Source organism: Mesorhizobium sp. RSR565B (genome assembly GCF_054719465.1).
The window spans coordinates 3438274-3460606 of record NZ_JBTTIE010000001.1 but is presented as its reverse complement, the minus strand read 5'-3'; the positions used below and the strand labels follow the sequence as shown (position 1 = coordinate 3460606).

The 22333-nt window shown below is 63.8% G+C and carries 19 protein-coding genes and 1 pseudogene; 14 read left to right on the top strand and 6 right to left on the bottom strand.

Features of this window, described 5'->3' with window-relative positions; all coding sequences use genetic code 11:
- Positions 1–15: 15 nt before the first annotated feature.
- The 3 genes from fcl to ACYG9R_RS16850 form a co-directional block, all read right to left on the bottom strand.
- Positions 16–984, bottom strand: a complete 969-nt coding sequence (gene fcl / locus ACYG9R_RS16860; protein ID WP_023701026.1) for a GDP-L-fucose synthase — start codon at positions 982–984, stop codon at positions 16–18.
- Positions 985–993: 9 nt separating this feature from the next.
- Positions 994–2064: a GDP-mannose 4,6-dehydratase gene (gene gmd / locus ACYG9R_RS16855; protein WP_023701025.1), complete on the bottom strand. Its 1071-nt coding sequence runs from the start codon at positions 2062–2064 to the stop codon at positions 994–996.
- A 103-nt stretch (positions 2065–2167) separates the two neighbouring features.
- A complete protein-coding gene (locus tag ACYG9R_RS16850) occupies positions 2168–3322 on the bottom strand; it encodes a dihydrodipicolinate synthase family protein (RefSeq protein ID WP_023725193.1) in 1155 nt (384 codons plus the stop codon).
- A gap of 228 nt (positions 3323–3550) precedes the next feature.
- Here ACYG9R_RS16850 and ACYG9R_RS16845 point away from each other — a divergent pair, with 228 nt between their 5' ends.
- From ACYG9R_RS16845 to ACYG9R_RS16780, 14 genes and pseudogenes are all read left to right on the top strand, one after another.
- Positions 3551–4609, top strand: a complete 1059-nt coding sequence (locus tag ACYG9R_RS16845; protein ID WP_023725194.1) for a LacI family DNA-binding transcriptional regulator — start codon at positions 3551–3553, stop codon at positions 4607–4609.
- Entirely contained in the window at positions 4606–5622 is a 1017-nt protein-coding gene (locus ACYG9R_RS16840; RefSeq protein WP_023820638.1) for a Gfo/Idh/MocA family protein, read from the top strand. The genes ACYG9R_RS16845 and ACYG9R_RS16840 overlap by 4 nt, the downstream gene beginning before the upstream one ends.
- Complete coding sequence (locus tag ACYG9R_RS16835) at positions 5619–7220, top strand: acyl CoA:acetate/3-ketoacid CoA transferase (RefSeq protein WP_023825185.1); 1602 nt, start codon at positions 5619–5621, stop codon at positions 7218–7220. Before ACYG9R_RS16840 ends, ACYG9R_RS16835 begins: the two co-directional genes overlap by 4 nt.
- Complete coding sequence (locus ACYG9R_RS16830) at positions 7213–7989, top strand: enoyl-CoA hydratase/isomerase family protein (RefSeq protein ID WP_023683222.1); 777 nt, start codon at positions 7213–7215, stop codon at positions 7987–7989. Before ACYG9R_RS16835 ends, ACYG9R_RS16830 begins: the two co-directional genes overlap by 8 nt.
- 10 nt (positions 7990–7999) lie before the next feature.
- Positions 8000–9511, top strand: coding sequence for an aldehyde dehydrogenase family protein (locus ACYG9R_RS16825; RefSeq protein WP_023825184.1), 1512 nt, complete (start codon positions 8000–8002; stop codon positions 9509–9511).
- 58 nt (positions 9512–9569) lie between these two features.
- The gene (locus ACYG9R_RS16820) at positions 9570–10823 is read left to right on the top strand and encodes an ABC transporter substrate-binding protein (protein ID WP_027049809.1); all 1254 of its coding nucleotides are present in this window, start codon (positions 9570–9572) and stop codon (positions 10821–10823) included.
- Between the two features lie 253 nt (positions 10824–11076).
- Positions 11077–12027 carry a carbohydrate ABC transporter permease gene (locus tag ACYG9R_RS16815; RefSeq protein WP_023671182.1) on the top strand — a complete coding sequence of 317 codons (951 nt, stop codon included), beginning with the start codon at positions 11077–11079 and terminating at the stop codon, positions 12025–12027.
- A complete protein-coding gene (locus ACYG9R_RS16810; protein ID WP_023671181.1) occupies positions 12024–12983 on the top strand; it encodes a carbohydrate ABC transporter permease in 960 nt (319 codons plus the stop codon). Before ACYG9R_RS16815 ends, ACYG9R_RS16810 begins: the two co-directional genes overlap by 4 nt.
- A 20-nt stretch (positions 12984–13003) precedes the next feature.
- On the top strand, positions 13004–14119 hold the full coding sequence (locus ACYG9R_RS16805) for an ABC transporter ATP-binding protein (protein ID WP_023671180.1): 1116 nt from the start codon (positions 13004–13006) through the stop codon (positions 14117–14119).
- A gap of 5 nt (positions 14120–14124) precedes the next feature.
- Positions 14125–15627: a GMC oxidoreductase gene (locus ACYG9R_RS16800; RefSeq protein WP_023825183.1), complete on the top strand. Its 1503-nt coding sequence runs from the start codon at positions 14125–14127 to the stop codon at positions 15625–15627.
- Positions 15624–16385, top strand: coding sequence for a 3-ketoacyl-ACP reductase (locus tag ACYG9R_RS16795; protein ID WP_023825182.1), 762 nt, complete (start codon positions 15624–15626; stop codon positions 16383–16385). Before ACYG9R_RS16800 ends, ACYG9R_RS16795 begins: the two co-directional genes overlap by 4 nt.
- Before the next feature lie 12 nt (positions 16386–16397).
- On the top strand, positions 16398–18026 hold the full coding sequence (locus tag ACYG9R_RS16790) for a GMC family oxidoreductase (RefSeq protein ID WP_023671177.1): 1629 nt from the start codon (positions 16398–16400) through the stop codon (positions 18024–18026).
- Between the two features lie 20 nt (positions 18027–18046).
- On the top strand, positions 18047–18364 hold the full coding sequence (locus tag ACYG9R_RS16785) for a Dabb family protein (protein ID WP_023683219.1): 318 nt from the start codon (positions 18047–18049) through the stop codon (positions 18362–18364).
- A gap of 144 nt (positions 18365–18508) precedes the next feature.
- Positions 18509–18832, top strand: a pseudogene (locus tag ACYG9R_RS16780) (MFS transporter); the annotation flags it as partial.
- A 29-nt stretch (positions 18833–18861) separates the two neighbouring features.
- Here the strand turns inward: ACYG9R_RS16780 and ACYG9R_RS16775 are convergent.
- The 3 genes from ACYG9R_RS16775 to ACYG9R_RS16765 all read right to left on the bottom strand — a co-directional run bounded on the left by ACYG9R_RS16775 (position 18862) and on the right by ACYG9R_RS16765 (position 22265).
- Positions 18862–19707: an EamA family transporter gene (locus ACYG9R_RS16775; RefSeq protein WP_023755041.1), complete on the bottom strand. Its 846-nt coding sequence runs from the start codon at positions 19705–19707 to the stop codon at positions 18862–18864.
- Between the two features lie 7 nt (positions 19708–19714).
- Positions 19715–20623 (bottom strand): endonuclease/exonuclease/phosphatase family protein, encoded by a 909-nt coding sequence (locus ACYG9R_RS16770; RefSeq protein WP_023740943.1) that lies wholly within the window; start codon positions 20621–20623, stop codon positions 19715–19717.
- A gap of 88 nt (positions 20624–20711) precedes the next feature.
- Positions 20712–22265, bottom strand: a complete 1554-nt coding sequence (locus tag ACYG9R_RS16765; RefSeq protein WP_023704038.1) for a cation:proton antiporter — start codon at positions 22263–22265, stop codon at positions 20712–20714.
- Between the last annotated feature and the right edge of the window lie 68 nt (positions 22266–22333).

Here is a 22333-nt window from a genome sequence, read left to right as displayed (position 1 = left end):
CAAGGAAAATTGGAATCAGGCCGCGCCGAGGCGGACATCACCCTTCTCAATATGGTTGAGAAACCACGCATATGTCTGTTCCAATCCATCGCGAAGCGCGTAGCGCGGGCGCCATCCCGTCGCAAACAGCCGCGAAACATCCATCAACTTGCGCGGCGTGCCATCTGCCTTGGTCGTATCGAAGGCGATATCAGCCTCGACGCCGGCGACCGATGCGACGGTCTGGGCAAGCTCGGCAATGGTGACATCCTCGCCCGAACCGACATTGACGTGGCTGTCGCCGGCATAATTCTTCAACAGCCAGACCAAGGCACCGGCGGCGTCGTCGACATGCAGGAATTCACGCCGTGGCGTGCCCGAGCCCCAGACCTCGAGGCTGTTGCCGCCGCTCAGCGCCAGTGCATGCGCCTTTCGCATCAGGGCCGGCACGACATGGCTGGACTGGAGATCGAAATTGTCGCCAGGACCGTAAAGGTTGGCCGGCATCGCCGAGATGTAGTCGACGCCATGCTGGCGCCGATAGGCCTGGCACAGTTTGAGCCCGGCGATCTTGGCGATCGCATACCATTCATTGGTGGGTTCGAGCGGACCGGTCAGCAGCGCGTCTTCCCTGATCGGCTGCGGCGCGAGCTTTGGATAGATGCAGGACGAGCCGAGAAACAAAAGCTTGCCGACCTCGCTGCGAAAGGCGCCGTCAATGACATTGCCCTGCATAACCAGGTTTTGCTGCAGGAAATCGACAGGGAACCGGTCATTGGCCAGGATACCGCCGACTTTGGCGGCCGCCATCACCACCGCATCCGGCCTGTGCTCGGCCATCCAGCGCCGCACCCCTGCCTGGTCGAGCAGGTCGAGCCTGTCGCGCGATACGGTGAGTATCTCGCAGTCCTCGCTCGCCAGCCGGCGCACGACGGCCGAACCGACCATGCCGCGATGCCCGGCGACGAAGACACGCTTGCCTTTCAGATCAAATGTCGCGTCCATGAACCTGCCTCACGCAGAACGGCTGTTCTGCCGCGTGCCGCCGGCGGTGCGCGCCAGATCGGCCTGCACCATTTCCGCCACCAGATCCCTGAAGCCGGTCGTGTGCGACCACCCCAGCCTGGCTTTGGCCTTGGCGGGGTCGCCGAGCAGCAGGTCGACCTCGGTCGGCCGGAAATAGCGCGGATCGATGCGCACCAGGACAGTGCCCGAACCGGCATCGACACCGACTTCATCGACACCCTCGCCTTGCCAGCGGATGGTGCGGCCGGTCTCGGCAAACGCCAGTTCGACGAATTCGCGCACCGAATGCGCCTCGCCGGTCGCCAGCACGAAATCGTCGGCTTCGCTGTGCTGCAGAATGCGCCACATGCCCTCCACATAGTCGCGCGCATGGCCCCAATCACGCTTGGCGTCGAGATTGCCGAGATAGAGCGTGTCCTGCAGGCCATGATGGATCGAGGCGACGGCCCGCGTAATCTTGCGGGTGACGAAGGTCTCGCCGCGTGTCGGGCTTTCGTGGTTGAACAGGATGCCGTTGGCGGCGAACATGCCGTAAGCCTCGCGGTAGTTGACCGTGATCCAGTAGGCGTAAAGCTTGGCCGCGGCATAGGGCGAGCGCGGATGGAAGGGCGTCGCCTCGCTTTGCGGGACCTCGCGCGCCTTGCCGTAAAGCTCCGACGTCGATGCCTGATAGAAGCGCACCGACTTCTCCAGGCGCAGGATGCGGATCGCCTCGAGCAGCCTGAGTGTTCCCAGCGCATCGGCATTGCCGGTGTATTCCGGCGTCTCGAAACTCACCTGGACATGACTCTGGGCGCCGAGATTGTAGATCTCGCCGGGCTGTGTCTCCTGCACCAGGCGAATAAGGTTGGTCGCGTCGGTCAGGTCGCCATAATGCAGGAAGAAACGCGCACCGCGCTCGTGCGGATCGACATAGATGTCGTCAACGCGCTCGGTGTTGAACGAGGACGAGCGGCGTTTGACGCCATGGACAATATAGCCCTTCTGCAGAAGCAATTCTGCGAGATAGGCCCCGTCCTGCCCGGTAACCCCGGTGATGAGCGCCACTTTTTCCGTCATTGCCGCTCCGTCCGCATCCAATCCCGGCAACCGAATACAGATTTGGCGCGAGAACGCAAATCCCCCATACGGGGGACAGGTTCAGCCAGCGATTGTGTCGTTCTCAGGCACCTGCAACCGCGCAGAAATGCTTCATCCTGGCCAGCGCAAGCTCGGGATCGGCGAGCAACCCTGCCTGGTCGGCAAGGCGGAAGATGTCGGCATAGTGCAGGATGCCGCGCGCCGACTGCATGCCGCCGACCATGGCGAAATGGTCCTGATGGCCGTTGAGCCAGGCCATGAAGACGATGCCGGCCTTGTAATACTCCGTCGGCGCCTCGAAGATCTTGCGCGACAACGGCACTGTCGGCGCCATCAGCGCGTCAAATCCGGCGCGGTCGCCGTCAGCCAGTTTCGCGAGCGCCGCACTGGCGACTGGCGCGATGGCGTCGAATATGCCGAGCAAGGCGTGCGAGTGCCGCTTCCCGTCGCCGGCAATCAGTTCGGGATAGTTGAAATCGTCGCCGGTGAACATGACGACGCCTTCCGGCAACCGGTTGCGCAAGGCAACTTCCTTGCCGGCATCGAGCAGGGAAATCTTTATCCCCTCGACCTTGCCGGCATGGCGCTCGATGATGGCGACGACGGTGTCGAGCGCGGCCTCGAAATTGCCGCTGCCCCAATAACCTTTCAGTGCAGGATCGAACATGTCGCCCAGCCAGTGCAGGATGACCTTGCCGGATGCCTGGCTGAGGATGCGATCGTAGACCCTGATATAGTCGTCCGGACCCTTTGCGACCGCTGCCAGCGCCCGGCTGGCCATCATGATCGCCTTGCCGCCCTCGCCTTCAATGAAAGCGAACTGCTCCTCATAGGCGGCGATCACATCTTCGAGTGATCTCGAATTGGCCGGCGCCAGATGATCGGTGCCGGCGCCCGAGGAGAGGTCTGCGCCTTCGACGCTGCGCGCCTCGGCGATCGAGCGGCGGATCAATTCCTGCGCATTCGCCCAGTCGAAACCCATGCCGCGCTGGGAGGTGTCCATCGCCTCGGCGATGCGGAAGCCAAGCCGCCACAAATGATGCCGAAACGCCATCGTCTTGTCCCAATCGACCGCAGGCTTCGACCAGGGGTCGGTCATCGCGAAAGGATCGGCGACGACGTGGGCCGCGGCATAGGCGATGCGCGGGAAAACCGCACCGATTACGGGCTCGACCGGACTGCCCGCGAGCTTGTAGCTGACGCGGCCGCCATTCTGCGTAGGCAGGGTGATATCCATGGCAACCTCCGTTTTCGGCATCCTATAAATGGAACGTTCCAATAAATCAAGAACCTTTATGATTGCGGCGATTGAACCGGTCCAAATGCCAAGAAGGCTAAGAGTCCTTGCTAGGAACCACATTCATCACCTTTTCGACCTCCGCAAGAATCCCGATTGACTCTCGGTTGGCAGAGTGATTAGAACGTTCCAATAGATTTGCCCATCTAAGCGGAGGAAACCACCGACATGGCCAGCCGGGCCAAGGCAACGATCCTGGACATCGCCCGCGAGGCTGGTGTGTCCAAATCGACGGTGTCGCTTGTGCTGCAAGGCTCAGGGCTGATCCGGCCTGAAACCGCGGTCAAGGTTCGCAAGGCGATCGAGGATGTCGGCTATGTCTACAACCGCGGCGCCGCCAATCTGCGCAAAGCCCATTCCAACGTCATCGGCATGGTCATCAACGATCTCACCAACCCCTTTTTCGCCGAGCTGGCGGTCGGCATGGAGCGCGTCTTCCAGTCGGCCGGCATCGTGCCCTTCATCGCCAACACGGCGGAGAACCCGGTGCGCCAGGAAGAAGTGCTGAAGTCGCTGATGGAACAGGGCGTCGCAGGCCTGATCGTGTCACCGGCACGCGGCACCACGCCGGGCGCCTTCCGTCGCCTCGAGATGGCGGGCGTGCCGGTCGTCTTCGCCATGCGCCGCCTGCCGGACAGCCGCATCCCGGTGATCGCTCCTGACAACCATCGCGGCGCGTATCTCGCCGCCGCCCATCTGATCGGCAAGGGCCATCGCCGGCTGGCCTTCTTCGGCGGCACCTCCGACCTGGTCGTCTATCAGGAGCGCCTGGGCGGTTTTCGTGAAGCTTGCGAAACATTGGGCATTGCCAGGCGCGACGTGCTTGTCGTCGAAGGCGAGACCAGCCGCAGGGGCGGCATCGCGTGCCTGGAAACCGCCCTTGCCATGGCCGAGCCGCCGACGGCGGCACTGTGCTTCAACGATGCCGTCGCCTTCGGCGTCATGCTGGCGCTGCGCAAGCGCGGGCTGGAGCCCGGCGCGGACTTTGCCGTCGTCGGCTTCGACGACGTGGTCGAGGCCGAGCATTATATGCCGGCGCTGACCAGCGTCTCGGTGGACACACCCGGCCTCGGCGAACGCGCCGCCCACGTCATGCTGAAGATGATCCAGTCGCGCATCACGCATGCCGAGGACCATATCGGCGCCGTCAATCTGGTCGTCAGGGACAGCTGCGGTCCCGATCGCGGCACCCAGGACACATCAGCAGGAATGGGAGACGCGGCATGAGCGTCAAATGGGGACTGATCGGCGCCAGCACGATCGCCAAACAGTTCATGATCAACGCCATTCGCGCGCAAGAGGGTGGCGAAATATCAGCGGTGATGAGCTCCAGCCCGGAGCGCGCCAAGACCTATGCCGATGAACACAACATCCCGCTTGCCGTCTCGACGCTCGATGACCTGCTCAGCGCCGACATCGACGCCGTCTACATCTCGACCACCAATGAACTGCATCTCGAACAGGCGCTGGCCGCGATCGACGCGGGAAAGCATGTTCTGTGCGAAAAGCCGCTGGCGCTGAACAGCGCCGACGCGCGCACAATGGTCGCCGCCGCCAAGGAAGCCGGTGTCGTGCTTGGCACCAATCATCATCTGCGCAATGCCGGCGCCCACCGCGCCATGCGCGACGCCATATCAGCCGGCCATATCGGCAAGCCGATTGCCGCGCGCGTCTTCCATTCCGTCTATTTGCCGGAAAACCTGCAGGGCTGGCGCATTACCAAGCCTGAGGCCGGCGGCGGCGTGGTGCTCGACATCACCGTGCATGATGCCGACACGCTGCGCTTCGTGCTCGGCGACGACCCGGTCGAGATTTCGGCCTTCACCCAGTTGGCCGGCATGGCCGGCAGCGGGCTGGAAGACGGTGCCATGTGCATCTGGCGCTTCAGGTCCGGTTTGATTGCCCAGTCGCATGAAGGCTTCACAACCAAGTTCGCCGATACCGGCTTTGAGGTGCATGGTTCCGAAGGTTCGCTGATCGCAAAAAATGTGATGACGCAGAAGCCAGTCGGCTCGGTGCTGCTACGCACCGCCAAAGGCGAGGAAGAACTGAGCTTCGACCGAGAAGACCTCTACGCCAGGTCGCTGCGCCAGTTCCATGCCGCCATGCGTGGAGAAGGCCAGCCCTCCGCCACCGGCGAGGACGGCGTCTGGTCGCTGGCGTCGGCCGAAGCAGCGTTGCTGTCCGGGAAATCCGGCAAGGCGGTTGCCATCGAGCCGAAACTCGGGAGCGCCAAGTGAGCAAGCTCGTCTCCGCTCAGCAGGCCGCCAACCTCATCAAGGACGGCATGACCGTGTCGGTCTCGTCGTCGAGCGGGCTCGGCTGCCCGGACGCCGTGCTCGCCGCCATCGGCGGGCGCTTCGACGCGGAAGGCCATCCGAAAAATATCACCACGCTGCACCCTATCGCCGCCGGCGACATGTATGGCATCAAGGGCATCGACCATCTGGCCAAGCCCGGTTTGTTGAAGCGCACGCTCTGCGGCTCCTATCCCTCGGGCCCCTCCTCGTCCGAGCCGCCGCAGATCTGGAAGATGATCGGCGACAATTCGGTCGCCGCCTACAATGTGCCGTCGGGCATCCTGTTCGACATGCACCGCGAGGCCGCCGCCAAGCGGCCGGGCGTGCTGACCAAGGTCGGCCTTGACACTTTTGCCGACCCGCGCCACCAGGGCTGCGCCATGAACGCGGCTGCAAGCGAGCCGATCGTCTCGGTGCAGCAGTTCGACGGCGAGGAATGGCTCTATTTCCGCTCGATCGTGCCCAACATTTCGATCATCCGCGCCACCACCGCCGACGAGCGCGGCAACCTCACTTACGAGCATGAAGGCGCCTATTTGGGCGGCCTCGAACAGGCGCTCGCCGCCCGCAACAATGGCGGCATCGTCATTGCGCAGGTCAAGCGCGTCGTCGAGAACGGCACGCTGAAGCCGCATGACGTGCGCGTGCCCGGCGTCCTGGTCGACCACATCGTGGTGGCGCCGGACCAGTTGCAGACGACGTTGACGCCTTACGACCCGGCGATTTCGGGCGAGATCTTCCGGCCGTTGTCCAGCTTCCGCAACGCTGAGATGAACGTCCAGAAAGTAATCGCGCGCCGCGTCGCCATGGAATTGCGCGACGGCATGGCGGTCAACATTGGCTTCGGCATCTCGGCAAACGTGCCGCGTATCCTTCTCGAGGAAGGCCAGCACGGCAAGGTCACCTGGGTGATCGAGCAGGGCGCCGTCGGCGGCGTGCCGCTGCTCGACTTCGAGTTCGGCTGCGCTTCCAATGCCGAGGCGATCATGCCCTCGCCGCACCAGTTCATCTATTTCCAGGCCGGCGGCTTCGATGCCTCGCTGCTCTCCTTCTTGCAGATCGACCGCCATGGCTCCGTCAACGTGTCGAAACTCTCGGCCCGGCCACATGTCACCGCCGGGGCCGGCGGCTTTGTCGACATCACGGCACGGGCGAAAAAGATCGTCTTCTCCGGCTTCTTCAATGCCGGCGCAAAACTGTCGCTCGCCGATGGCGGCATCCGCATCGATGCAGAAGGCAAGGTCAAGAAGGTGGTCAACGAGGTCGAACACATCTCCTTCTCCGGCAAGCGCGCCGTCGCGCAAGGGCAGGACATCACCTACGTCACCGAGCGCTGCGTGATGAAGCTGACGCCGGACGGTCTGATGGTGACGGAACTGGCGCCCGGCATCGACCTCGAACGCGATGTGCTGGCGCAGTCAGAGATTCCGCTCGGCATCGCCAACGATCTCAAGTTCACGCCGGCGGCTCTCTATCAGGACCGGCCGATCGGCCTGTCGCTGAATGGTGGCGCTTCTCTCGGAGGCGCGCATGGCTGAGCGCCTCGTCACCTTCGAGCAGGACGGCGCCATCGGCATCGTCACGCTGCGCCGGCCGGAGAAGTTCAACGCGCTGGACATTCCGATGCTGCGCGCGCTCGAGACAGCGCTCGACGAAGCCGAAATGGCTGAAGGCGTGCGCGTCGTGCTGATCCGCGGCGAAGGCAAAGGCTTTTGCGCCGGCGGCGACGTCGAGGCCTGGGCACAAATGAGCGCTGCCGACTTTCAGGTGCAATGGGTGCGCTACGGCCACCGTGTCTTCGACCGACTGGCGCGGCTGCGGCAGCCGACCATCGCGGTGCTTTCCGGCCATGCGCTGGGTGGCGGGCTGGAGCTGGCGGTCGCCTGCGACTTCCGTGTCGCCGAAACGCAGGTGAAGCTCGGCTTCCCCGAGACATCGATCGGCGTCGTCCCCGGTTGGTCCGGCACGCAGCGCGCCGTGCGCCGCTTTGGGGCCCAGATCGTGCGCCGCATGGCACTCGGCGGCGAGCTCTTTGCCGCCTCCGACGCGCTTGCCCTCGGCGTCGTTGACCGCGTGGTCGAGACCGGCCAGGCGCTGGCAGAGGCCAGGACTTGGGCCGAAAAAATCGCCGGGCGCGGGCCGCTCGCAACCGAAGCCGCCAAGCTGATGATCGCAGTCGCCGAAGGCGAGGAAAGTGCGGCCGCCACCGAGGCGCTCGCCAGCGGCTTCGTTGCGCTGACCGGCGACCTCAAAGCCGGCGTGAGCGCCTTCAAGGCCAAGCAGAGGCCGGCCTTTTCCAGATCTTAGAGAAAGCATGATGAACGCACCGCTCAACATTTCCATGCCGGCCGAGGCGTCCAAGGCGCCGAAGGCTTACAAGCTCCTGATCGACGGCAAGCATGTCGATGCCCGTGACGGCCGCACGATTGCGCGCAACAGCCCCGGCCATGGCTTCACCGTTTCGCGCTATGCGCAGGCCGGCGAGGCCGAGGTGGAGGCGGCCATGCAGGCCGCGCACAAGGCATTCGAGACCGGCCCGTGGCCGCGCACGAAGGCGGCCGAGCGCGCAGCCATCCTGCTCAAGACGGCCGACCTGATCGAGGCCCAGCTCGAAGACATCGCCCGACTCGATGCGCTGGAATCCGGCAAGCCGATCGCCCAGGCGCGCGGCGAGATCGGCGGCGCCATCGACATCTGGCGCTATGCCGCCTCGCTCGCCCGCACGCTGCACGGCGAAAGCTACGCCAATCTCGGCGACGCCATGCTGGGCGTCGTCCTGCGCGAGCCGATCGGCGTCGTCTCGATCATCACCCCGTGGAATTTCCCGTTCCTGATCGTCAGCCAGAAATTGCCCTTCGCGCTCGCCGCCGGCTGCACCGCGGTGGTTAAGCCGAGCGAAATGACCTCGGCCTCGACCTTCGTGCTCGGCGACATCCTGATGCAGGCCGGCCTGCCCGCGGGCGTCGTCAACATCCTGGCCGGCCTCGGCGCCGATGTCGGGGGGCCGATGGTCAGCCATCCGCTGGTCGAGATGGTGTCGTTCACCGGCTCTACCCGCGTCGGCAAGATGACCATGGCTTCCGCCGCGCAGTCGCTGAAGAAAGTCTCGATGGAGCTCGGCGGCAAGAACGGCCAGATCGTCTTCCCCGATGCCGATCTCGAGGCGGCCGCTGACGCAGCAGTGTTCGGCGGCTTCTTCAACGCCGGCGAATGCTGCAATGCCGGCAGCCGGCTGATCGTGCATGAAGCCATCGCCGACGATTTCCTCGCCACCGTCAAGGCGCTCACCGCCATGGTAACGGTCGGCGACCCACTCGACGACCGAACCAAGGTTGGCGCGATGATATCAGCCGACCATCTGACCAAGGTCGCGGGTTACGTCGCGGTGGCAGCAAAAGACGGCAGCAATGTCTATTGCGGTGGCGGCCAGCTGGCGTCCAATGCCGGCCAGTATCTCGATCCGACCATCATCCGCGGCGTTACCGAAGACATGGCTATTGCGCGCGAGGAAGTGTTCGGCCCGGTGCTCTCCGTGCTGACTTTTGGATCGATTGAAAAGGCGTTGCACATCGCCAACAACACGCCCTATGGTCTGTCTGCAGGGGTGTGGAGCGCCAGCATCGACACTTGTATGTCGGTGGCGCGTGGTGTGCGTTCGGGGACCGTTTGGGTGAACACATTCATGGAAGGCTTTCCCGAGCTGCCATTCGGGGGCTACAAGCAGTCCGGCATCGGACGCGAACTCGGCAAACGCGCTGTCGAGGATTATACCGAGGAAAAGACAATCCAGTTTCATCGCGGCCAGCGCACCGGTTGGTGGGTCGGCTGAGTTTGGAAGAACCCGGTGGGCTTCCACCGGTCGTGTAATGCAACAAGGGAGGTAGTACATGTTGCGCAAACTGCTTATCGGAACGGCTCTTGCGACGGCCTTTGCTTTCTCGGCCCATGCCGAGGACGTCAAGGAAGTGCAGATGCTGCATTGGTGGACGTCGGGCGGCGAAGCGGCTGCTCTCAACGTCCTCAAGGGCGACCTTGCCAAGGAAGGCTATGCCTGGAAGGACGTGCCGGTGGCCGGTGGTGGCGGCGACGCCGCCATGACTGCGCTGAAGGCGATGGTCGCGGCCGGAAATTACCCGACCGCGTCGCAGATGCTCGGCTACACCGTGCTCGATTATGCGGCGGCCGGCGTCATGGGCGACCTGACCGAGACGGCGAAGAAGGAAGGCTGGGACAAGTCGGTTCCGGCAGCCCTGCAGAAGTTCTCCGTCTACGACGGCAAGTGGGTCGCTGCTCCAGTCAACGTCCACTCCGTCAACTGGCTGTGGATCAACAAGGCGGTGATGGACAAGATCGGCGGCACCGAGCCAAAGACCTTCGACGACTTCGTCGCCCTGCTCGACAAAGCCAAGGCGGCTGGCGTCATTCCGCTCGCCCTTGGCGGCCAGAACTGGCAGGAAGCCACCATGTTCGACTCGGTTGTGCTGTCGACCGGCGGACCTGAGTTCTACAAGAAGGCCTTCAACGACCTCGACGACGAGTCCCTCAAGTCGGACACGATGAAGAAGTCGTTCGACAACCTCGCCAAGCTCGTCACCTATGTCGACCCGAACTTCTCGGGCCGCGACTGGAACCTTGCCACCGCCATGGTCATCAAGGGCGATGCCCTGGTGCAGGTGATGGGTGACTGGGCCAAGGGCGAGTTCAACGCCGCCAAGAAAACGCCGGGCACCGACTTCCTGTGCTATCGCTTCCCGGGCACGGAAGGCTCGGTGGTCTACAACTCCGACATGTTCGGCATGTTCAACGTTCCGGACGACCGCAAGGCCGCCCAGGTCGCGTTGGCCACCGCCACCCTGTCGAAGAGCTTCCAGTCGGCCTTCAACGTCGTCAAGGGTTCGGTTCCCGCCCGTACCGACGTTCCCGACACCGACTTCGACGCGTGCGGCAAGAAGGGCATCGCCGACCTGAAGGCTGCCAACGAAGGCGGCACACTGTTCGGCTCGCTTGCCCAGGGCTATGGCGCGCCTCCGGCGGTCGCCAATGCCTACAAGGACGTCGTTTCGAAGTTCGTCCACGGTCAGATCAAGACCTCGGACGAAGCCGTGACCGAACTGGTCAAGGCAATCGACGACGCCAAGTAAGCCCTGGCCGGCAAGACACCTTTCCCGCTTCGGCGGGGAAGGTTCGCCTCAGGATTGGCCGGCTGGCGCAATTCCAGGAAAAGTGTGAGCGGTTTTCCGGCCGGAATTGCGTAAAAGAAAGAGTTAGAGAGGTTCGCCGTTTCCGTGAAACGGTGAAACCCTCTTGAACACCATGCCGACCAGAGACCCGTATGCACGGGGCCGCCTTGCCTCCTGACGGCAGAGCACGGACGACCCTAACGGGAGGAGCCTCATGAGCAGTGTAGCGACGACCCAGATCAAGCTGACACCCGAGCGGTCTCGCCCCTCCGTGCGCGCGCGATTGCAGGACGCGCTGCCGAAGATCGTGCTGGCGCCGAGCTTCGCCATCACCATCGTCTTCGTCTATGGCTTTATCCTGTGGACTGTCTATCTGTCCTTCACTAATTCCAAGACCTTCCCGTCCTATGTCATTACCGGACCACGCGCGTATCTACGGCTGTGGGGCTGGACCTTCGACTCCGACCCGCCATCGAGCTGGTACACGTCGATCGTCAATATGGGCATTTTTGGCTTTCTCTACATCGCCATCTGCCTGGCGCTCGGCCTGTTCCTGGCCATCCTGCTCGACCAGAAGATTCGCGGCGAAGGCGTGTTGCGGCCGATCTATCTCTACCCGATGGCGCTGTCCTTCATCGTCACCGGCGTCGCCTGGAAATGGTTCCTCGACCCCGGCCTCGGTCTTGAGCAGACCTTGCATCAGTGGGGCTGGACGAGCTTCCATTTCGACTGGATCAAGAACAAGGATTTCGTCATCTACACGGTGGTCATTGCCGGCGTCTGGCAGGCCTCCGGCTTCATCATGGCGATGTTCCTGGCCGGCCTGCGTGGCATTGACGGCGAGATCATGAAGGCGGCGCAGATCGACGGTGCCACCACCTTTCAGCTCTACCGCCGCATCGTCATTCCGCTGCTGCGGCCAATCTTCCTGTCGGCCTTCATCGTGCTCGCGCACCTTGCCATCAAGTCCTACGATCTCGTCGTGGCGCTGACCAGCGGCGGCCCCGGTGGCTCGGCCTGGCTGCCGTCCAACTTCATGTATGAGTACACCTTCAAGCGCAACGAAATGGCCGTCGGCTCGGCCAGTGCCGTGATCATGCTGATGACCATCGTCGCCATCATCGTGCCCTATCTCTATTCCGAACTGCGGGAGAAGCCGCGATGAGCGCTGTCGCCACCCCTGCCCGCCCCGCTGCTTCCCAAAAGGCCTCCGGCGGCATGAGCACCAAGACCCTCAACCGCATCGTCATCTACGGGCTTCTGGCGCTGTTTGCGCTGTTTTATCTGATGCCGCTGTTCGTCATGCTGGTGACCTCGTTCAAGACCATGGACGAGATCCAGAACGGCAACATGCTGGCGTTGCCCACGGCGCCGACCTTCGACCCGTGGCTGAAGGCCTGGGGCGAGACCTGCGTCGGCCTCACCTGCGCCGGCATCAAGGGCTATTTCTGGAACTCGATCAAGATGGTGGTTCCAGCCGTACTGATCTCGACCATGCTCGGCGCGCTCAACGGCTACGTCTTGACCAAATGGCGTTTTCGCGGCGCCACGCTGGTGTTCGGGCTGATGCTGTTTGCCTGCTTCATTCCGTTCCAGTCGGTGCTGCTGCCGATGGCGACCATCCTCGGCAGCCTGGGACGTTTCGGCGTGAAGCTGCAGAATGCGACGGGTACGAGTTTCGGTCTCGGCAATCCGACGGTCAACCTGGTCTTCGTCCATGTCGTCTACGGCATCGGCTTCACTACACTGTTTTTCCGCAACTATTACGAGGCATTCCCGAACGAGCTGATCAAGGCCGCACAGGTCGACGGCGCCTCCTTCTTCCAGATCTTCCGCCGCATCATGCTGCCGAACTCGATGCCGATCTTCGTCGTCACCGTCATCTACCAGTTCACCAACATCTGGAACGACTTCCTGTTCGCTTCGGCTTACGCCGGCACAGGCGACTCCATGCCGATGACGGTGGCGCTCAACAACGTCGTCAACACCTCGACCGGCGTCGTCGAATACAACGTCAACATGGCGGCCGCGATGATCGCGGCTCTGCCCACCCTGATCGTCTATGTCGTCGCCGGCCGCTATTTCGTGCGCGGGCTGATGGCTGGCGCGGTCAAGGGCTGATCAATTCGGAAGGAACGACCATGGCTTTTCTGGAAATTGATGGGCTGAAGAAGCGCTTCGGGAATGTCGAGATCCTGAAGGGCATCGATGTCGAGCTCGAAAAGGGCGGCTTCCTGGTGCTGGTCGGCCCGTCCGGCTGCGGCAAGTCCACCTTGCTCAACACGATTGCCGGCCTGGAGCAGATCACCGAGGGCGAAATCCGCGTCGACGGCCGCGCCATCAACGATCTGCACCCATCCAAGCGCGACATCGCCATGGTGTTCCAGAGCTATGCGCTCTATCCGAACATGACGGTGGCCGGAAACATCTCCTTCGGCATGGAGATGCGCGGCGTGCCGGCCGACGAACGCCAAAAGGCGATCGACAAGGTGGCCAAGGTCCTGCAGATCGGCCACCTCCTGCAGCGCAAGCCGAGCCAGCTTTCCGGCGGCCAGCGCCAGCGCGTCGCCATGGGCCGGGCGCTGGTGCGCGACCCCAAGCTGTTCCTGTTCGACGAGCCTTTGTCCAACCTCGACGCCAAATTGCGCGTTGACATGCGCATCGAGATCAAGCGCCTGCATGCCACCACCGGCACAACCATCGTCTACGTCACCCACGACCAGATCGAGGCGATGACGCTGGCTACCAAGATCGCCGTCATGCGCGACGGCGAGGTGCAGCAGTTCGGCACCCCGGCCGAGATCTACAACAACCCGACCAATTTGTTCGTCGCCGACTTCATGGGTTCGCCGGCGATGAACCTGATCCCGGCGACCATTGCCACGTCGGGCAATGCGCTGTCCGTCGTGTTGGAGCGCGAGGCGCGCGAGCCGATCACGCTGCCGATGGCCAACGCGCCGGCGGGTCTTTCGGCATTCCAGGGCAAGCCGATCATCTTCGGCGTGCGCCCGGAAGCGCTGACCGATCCGGAAGGTGCGGAACGCAACGCCTCCAACATTGCCACTGCCGACCTGCACATCGAAGTGGTCGAGCCGGCAGGGTCCGACACGTTCGCGGTGACCAATCTCGGCGGCAAGGGCGTGGTGGCGCGGTTGCGGGCCGACGCCAACATCCAGCCGGGCACCAGCACGCCGCTCGCCTTCAACCTGACCAAGGCCGTGTTCTTCGATCCGGCGACCGAACACCGCATCCGCTGATCGAGATGGTCAGCCCCGATATGGTCATCATCGGCTCCGGCATCGGCGGCGCTACGATCGCTTCCGGCCTGGCCGGCAGCGGCGCCTCGGTCCTGATGCTGGAGCGCGGCGAGCCCTTGCCGGCAACGCCGCATGCCCGCGACACGCGCTCGATCTTCGTCGATGGCCACTACCGTCCGAAGGAGATGTGGCGCGAGCCCGGCGGCGGCGCCTTCAACCCCGGCAATTACTACTATGTCGGCGGCAATTCGAAATTCTACGGCGCGGTGCTGATCCGCTACCGCAAAGAGGATTTCGCCGCCATGGAGCACTTCGGTGGCGTCTCGCCGGCATGGCCGTTTTCCTACGATGAATTCGAGCCTTGGTATTCGAAAGCCGAGCAGCTGTTTCGCGTCCGCGGCTCGCTCGGCGAGGACCCGACCGAACCGTTCCACTCGATCCCCTATGCTTTCAAGCCGGTGCCCGACGAAGCGCCGATTGCGCGCGCCCGCGCCGAGCTGAAGGGACTGGGCCTGCACCCCGCCTCGCTGCCGCTCGGCGTCGACATCGACACCTGGCTGAAAGAGGGCAAGACCGGCTGGGACGCATTCCCCAACACCGCCCAGGGCAAGGTTGATGCGCAGACCGGACCGCTGACGGCTGCACTCAAGGACAGCAATATCCGGCTCGAAACCGGCTGCCATGTCGAATATCTCGAAGCGTCGTCCGACGGCAAAAGCATCGCTGCCGTTCACTACCGTCAGAATGGCGAGCTGAAGAAAGTCGCGCCGAAGCTGGTCATCCTGTCCGCCGGCGCGGTCAATTCCGCCGTCATCCTGCTGCGCTCGCCTTCACCAGATGGCAAAGGCCTCGCCAACCGCTCCGACCAGGTCGGCCGCAATTTCATGAACCATAATTCGAGCGCCATGCTGGCGATCGATCCGCGCCGCAGGAACGACAGCGTCTACCAGAAGACGCTGATGCTGAATGACTACTATCTCTCCGACGGCAAAGGCGGCAAGCCGCTCGGCAACGTCCAGCTGCTCGGCAAGATCGACGGCAACATGTTGAAGGCCAACGTCAAACACGTGCCGAAATTCGCGCTCGATTACATGGCCGGTCACGCTGTCGACTGGTATCTGATGTGCGAGGATCTACCCGATCCGGAAAGCCGCATCATGGTCGACGGCAAGGACATCGTCATGCAATGGCGGCGCTCCAACATGCAGTCGCTGGACGGGCTGACCAGGGTGATGCGTGAGAACTTCCGCGCCTGCGGTTATCCCATCGTGCTGTCGCGTCCCTTCGACAAGCGCACGCCCTCGCACCAGTGCGGCACGGTGAAAATGGGCGACCATCCGGCGACGTCGCCGCTCGACCCTTTCTGCCGCGCCTTCGACCACCCGAACCTGTTCGTTGTCGACGCCAGTTTTTTGCCGAACTCGGCCGCCGTGAATCCGGCGCTGTCGATTGCGGCACAGGCGCTGCGCGTGGCCGAGCATATTCGCCGAACGGACCTCGCGGCATGACCCGCCCCGCAGCAATCGTCACCGGCGGTGCGCGCGGCATTGGGCTCGCCTGCGCCGAGGCGCTGGCCGGGGACGGCTTCGACATTTTGATCGCCGACCTTGCCGAACAAGCGCCGGACGAACTGGCCGCCAACATCACCGCACGGGGTGCGGAGTTCGCCTATGTCCGTTGTGATATCGCCAACCTCGAGGATCACACGGCCCTCGTCGACGCCGCCATACGTGCCTTCAGCCGCATCGACTGCCTCGTCAACAATGCCGGCGTCGGCGCCGTGGTGCGCGGCGACCTGCTGGAACTGACGCCCGAAAACTTCGACCGTGCGCTCGGCATCAATCTGCGCGGCACCGTATTCCTTAGCCAGGCCGTCGCCAAGGCGATGCTGGCGGCTCCCAGCAATCATCCGCGCTCGATCATCACCATCACCTCGGTCAGCGCCGATATGGCCTCGCCGGAACGCCCCGACTACTGCATCTCGAAAGCCGGCCTTTCGATGTGGGTGAAGAACCTGGCGCTACGGCTTGCGCCGGAAAACATCGGCGTGTTCGAACTGCGGCCCGGCATCATTCGCACCGACATGACCGCGAGCGTATCAGCCAAATACGACGCGCTTATCGACAGCGGCCTGGTGCCGGCAAAACGCTGGGGCGAAGCATCGGACATCGGCGCCGTGGTGGCGACGCTTGCCGCCGGCAAGCTCGGCTTTTCCACAGGCTCGATTATCAATGTCGACGGCGCGCTCTCCGTGCCTCGACTGTAGGTGGATAGGGTTATGACCGACTACATCATCGTAGGTGCCGGCCCGGCCGGCTGCGTTCTGGCCAACCGGCTGAGCGAGGATCCAGCGAATTCCGTGCTGCTGCTCGAGGCCGGCGGCAAGGACTGGCACCCCTACATCCACATGCCGGCGGGCTTTGCCAAGATGACCAAGGGCATCGCTTCCTGGGGCTGGTCGACCGTGCCGCAGAGGCACATGCAGGACCGCGTCTTCTGGTATACGCAGGCGAAGGTGGTCGGCGGCGGCTCGTCCATCAATGCCCAGATATACACGCGCGGCAACGCTCGCGACTACGACGCATGGGAGAAGGAAGAGGGCCTCGCGGGCTGGGGCTATCGCGACGTGCTGCCTTATTTCAAGCGCGCCGAGAACAACCAGCGCTTCGCCAACGATTTTCACGGCGACCAGGGGCCGCTCGGCGTGTCTAACCCTATTTCGCCGCTGCCGATTTGCGAAGCCTATTTCCGCGCCGGCCAAGAGATGGGCATCCCCTTCAACCCGGATTTCAACGGCGCTAGCCAGGAGGGCGTCGGCTACTACCAGCTGACCCAGAAGGACGCCCGGCGCTCATCCGCTTCGGTCGCCTATTTGAAGCCCATCCGCGCCCGCAAGAACCTGACGGTCCGAACCGATGTGCTGGTCACCCGCATCGTCGTCGAGAAAGGCCGCGCCACCGGCGTCGAGATCGTCGACAAACCCGGCGGCGAGAAGACCATCATGCGCGCCGAGCGCGAAGTGATCGTCTCGTCCGGCGCCATCGGTTCGCCGAAGCTGTTGATGCAGTCGGGCATCGGCCCGGCTGATCACCTGAAATCGGTCGGCGTGACGCCGGTGCATGATCTGCCCGGTGTCGGCTCCAACATGCAGGACCATCTCGATTTGTTCGTCATCGCCGAATGCACCGGCGACCACACCTATGACAACTACGCCAAGCTGCACCGCACCGCGTGGGCCGGCTTGCAGTATCTGCTGCTGAAGAAAGGGCCGGTCGCCTCCAGCCTGTTCGAGACCGGCGGCTTCTGGTACGCCGATCCGACCGCCGCCTCGCCCGACATCCAGTTCCATCTGGGACTCGGCTCCGGCATCGAGGCCGGCGTCGAGAGGTTGAAGAACCCCGGCGTGACCTTGAACTCGGCCTTCCTGCGCCCGCGCTCGCGCGGCACGGTGCGGCTGAGCAGCGCCGACCCGGCCGACCACCCGCTGATCGATCCCAACTATTGGTCGGACCCTTATGACCGCGCCATGTCGATCAAGGGCCTCAGGCTTGCGCGCGAGATCATGCGGCAGAAGGCGCTTGCACCTTACGTGTTGCGCGAGGTGCTGCCCGGACCATCGCTCGCCAGCGACGACGAGCTGATCGACTATGCCTGCCGCACCGCCAAGACCGACCATCACCCCGTGGGTACCTGCCGCATGGGCCATGACGATATGGCGGTGGTCACACCGGACCTGCGCCTGCGCGGCATCGAGGGCCTGCGCGTCTGCGATGCCTCGGTGATGCCGCGCGTGCCTTCCTCCAACACCAATGCGCCGACCATCATGGTCGGCGAAAAAGGCGCCGACATCATCCTCGGCCGCGAGCCGCTGCCGCCGGCGGTGTTCTCCGGCAATCGGGCCGCATAGCCACTTGGGAGAACGAACCAATGATCAGACACTGCGTCTTCGTACGCTTCCGCAGCGATGTGCCCGCCACCGAGCGCACCGCAATCCACGCCGATCTCGAAGCACTGCGCTCCGTTGTCGACGGCATGGACACGGTCCATTTCAGCACCAATGTCAGCCCGGAGCCGTTCGCGCGCGGCTTCAGCCATGCCTTCACCATCGACTTCCGCGATGCCGCCGCCCGCGACGCCTATCTCGTGCATGAAGCGCATCAGCGCGCCGGCGCCCGATTGGTCGCAGCGCTCGAAGGCGGCACCGACGGGCTGATGGTGTTCGATCTCGACATTACGAAAAAGTGACCGCGCTTCTTTCGAAAGCCGGCTGACGCCTGTTCTCTTTTGCGCCCCAAGGAACATATCGTTCCCCGGGGCGCTTAGGAGGAACGTCGTGGCTCTTCCGCGCAACAGAAGAAAACCGTCCTTGCCTCCTTCCTCGGCTGGACGCTCGACGCTTTTGATTTCTTCCTTCTGACGTTCCTGCTCACTGATATCGCAACCGGATTCAACACTGACGTTCCGGCAGTCTCCAAAGCGTTGTTCCTGACGCTGGCGACACGCTTCATCGGCGCCTTCTTCTTCGGCAGGCTGGCCGACAAATATGGGCGCAAGCCCATTCTGATGCTCAACATCGTCAGCTATTCGGTGGTCGGCGCGCTGGCTGCCTTCTCGCCCAATCTCGTGGCTACGCGCTGGCGCTGTTTGCCGGCGTGGTCGCCGTCTGCATCATCGTCGTCATCCGCTTCAGTCCGGAACGGCGCGGACAGGTGATGACGGTGCTCGGCTGAAGTATCAGGCTCTCAGCCCAGTCTGAGGGCCACGACACCGGCGACGATGCCGAGCGCGGCGGCGCCGCGCCAGCCTGTCATCTTCTCGCCGAGCGCGAAAACCGAGATCATCATGGCAAACAGGATCGACGTCTCGCGCAACGACGCCACCGAGGCGATCGGCGCCTTGGTCATCGCCCACATGACGATCCAGTATGCCGCGCCGCTGAGCACGCCGGTGAACAGGCCTGCCTTCCAGTCGCGCGCCAGCACGGGCAGCGCCTTGGGCCCGCGAAAGATGAGGCACAGCACCAGCGCCCACGTGGCATCGCAGATGAACAGCCATGCGGCATAGCTCGTTGCCGTTGCGGCCAGCCGCGCGCCGCTGCCGTCGGAGAGCGTGTAGCTGGATATGAAGATCGAAGTGCCGAGCGCAAAGCCGACCGCCCGCACATTGATCCGCTCCAGATGCGCGCCGCCGCGAAACGACATCACCAACGTGCCGGCCGACAGCAGCAGGATGCCGAGGATGGCGAAAGGCGCCGGCATCTCCTGCACCACGACAACGCCGCCGAGGGCGGTCAAAAGCGGCGCCGTGCCGCGCGCCAGCGGATAGGTCTGGGCGAAATCGCCGGCCTTGTAGGCGCCGATCAGGAAAGTCCGGTAGCCCATGTGGAAAATCACCGAGGCGATGATGAAAGGCCACACTTCGGCCTTCGGAAACTCGACGAAGGGCAGCACGAAAAGCGCGGCAAACCCCATGCCCAGCGTCATCAGCGTGATCGACAGGAAGCGATCGAGATGGACCTTGACCAGCGCGTTCCAGATCGCGTGCATGGCGGCGGCGGCTAGCACCGCGAAGAAGACGAAAAGCGTCATCGAGGGCTCACCGATCTCCTGAGCTCAAAGGCGTTTCGAGATCGATATCGATCCGGACCGGAAAATGGTCTGAAGCGATCTCGCCTATATCGGCACTGACCGAGCGCACACGGTCCGCGAACATACCGCCGACGAAGCAATGGTCGAGCCGGCGTTTTGCCACTTTCCCGTCGATCGTTTTCACATGGGTGTGGTAATCGGCAGCCGGCTCGCTAGCGACGGCAGCGGCATCAACAAAGCCGTCGAGATAGGCCGCCCCGCGATGATAGGGCGTGCTGCCGACGATGCGGCTGTATTCGGCGCTGCCAGGCTCCATGTTGAAATCGCCCATCCAGATCGCCGCCGTCGGGTTCTCCGGCTCGGCCTCGCCGCTGGTCCAGTTGCGCGAAGGCTCATCGTCCGCGCCGCTCCACGGGCCGCCCTCGGACGGCGCGCGGCGATGCTCGGCCAAGAGATAGTCGATCTGCTCCAGACGCTCCTCCGCCGCGATATGGGCGAGATGCAGCGACAGGACCCTTACCGGTCCGGCCGGCGTGCGGATCATGCATTCGAGCGCGGCGTTGCGCGTGTTGAGCGGCCGCAGCGTGCGGCGCATGGGCAGCGCGTGCAGCCGCGACCAGGCGATCGGCAGCTTCGACAGCAGCATGGTGCCGAACTGGCGGCGGCGGTTGACGACCCGGCCGTCGCGCTGCTCACTGGCGTCCATGTCGAAGGCCGGGCCATAGACCCAGTAATAGCTAGGCAGCAGCTTGGACAGGACCTCCGGCTGGTCGTCCTCATTGGTGCGCTGCCAATGCCGCTCGACCTCCTGCAGCGCGATGATATCGGCGCCGTCGACCAGCTTGGTGCAGCGCGAAAGATCGTAACGGCCATCGCCGCCGAACCCGTACTGGATGTTGTAGCTGACCAGCTTCATTGCTTATCCGGCTCAATTTCGCTTTGGCAGTAGCGGTTCGGCAGACGGGTTGCAATGTACCGGCACGACGGCGGAACTGGGCCAGCGTCTATGATGTGGTCAGCGGCTGGAACCGGCCCGCCGGCGATGCCGCCAGTTCGGCCCAGTCGATCTCTTCCTCCAGCCGGTGGTAGGCTTCGTCGCCGATCGTGCCGTTGCTGCGCAACTCCTCGAGCGTGTCGCGCTGGCGGTTGATGGCATAGAGGCGCAGCCGGTCGTATTCGGTCGCGGCCTGAGCGTCCTCCGGGTTTTCCGCAATCAGGCGCTGCGCTTCATACTGTTCGCGCACGACGGCGGCGGCCGCAGATGTCTTGCGGCTCAGCACGTCCAGTGCTGCCTGCATGATGGCGACGCGCGCCTGCGCCACCTCATTGTCGACGGTTCTATCGGGGTCGAAGTTGATCCAGCGCAGCAGCGGCTTCAGCGTCATGCCTTGCAGCACCAGCGTGCCCAGCACCACCGCGAAGGCGGCAAGCACGATCGGGTCGCGGCCGGGAAAATCGGCCGGCAGCGCAATGGCCACCACCAGCGTCACCAACCCACGCATGCCGCACCAGCCGACAATGACGGCGCCGCCGAACGTCGGCAATTCCCGCCTTGCCTCTTGGCTGCCGAAGCGGGCAAGCCACCGGATGATCGCGACGTAACTCGCCACCCAGACAAGGCGCGCGACGATAACGACGACCAGCACCGTTGCGGCGAAAAGGAATGCTTCGCCTTGCCCGTCGCCGGCCAGCCTGCCAACGATCGTGCGTGCCTGCAGGCCCATCAGCACGAAAGCCAGCACGTTGAGCACGAACACCGCCGACTCCCAGACCGAATAGGTGCTGACGCGGCGTCTCGCCGACGACTGGCGCGGCGCCCTGCGCGCAATGGTCATGGCATAGACGACGATGGTGATGATGGCGGAAAGGCCGAGCCTGTCGGCGATGATCCACACGGCGAAGGTTCCGGCAAACTGCACCACCGTGCTGCTCGCCGCATCCTCGATGCGGCCGAGCGCCAGCAGCGAGACGCGGCCAAACAGATAGCCCGCGATCACACTGCCGATCGTTGCCAGCAGGATCACCGGAACGGCGTTGCTGAGCATGATCGTGCCAAGCGCCGCCGAAACCGCCAGCCGGTAGATCAGCAGCGCCGTGGCATCGTTGAGCAGGCTCTCGCCCTGCAGGATGGCGGTGATGCGGTGCGGTACCTTGAACTGGCTGAGCACGGCGGATGCGGCCACCGCATCCGGTGGCGCGACGATGGCGCCAAGCGCGATTGCCGCCGCGATCGGCAGGCCGGCCATCTTCCAGCCGACCAAGGCAACCACCACGGTGGTGAAGACCACGGCGCCTAGCGCGAGCAACGCGAGCGACAGCCGGTAGCGCTTGAGGTCGCGCAGCGACGTGTCATAGGCGGCGTCGAGAAGCACCGGCGCGATGAACAGGGCAAGCGCCAGCTCCGGATCGATCTCGATCGTCGGCGCACCGGGTACGAAGGCAATCGCGACGCCGGCCAGAGCCAGCAGGGACGGATAGGGAATTTCCAGCCGCCGCGACAGCGCCGTCAGCGCGACGGCAGCCAGAAGCAGGATGAGGGTAAGTTCGAATAGCGCCATGGCCCATCGTAGCGGCGAAGCGGCATCATGGGCAGTGGCTGGATGGCAAGATGCTGTTGATTGTCCAG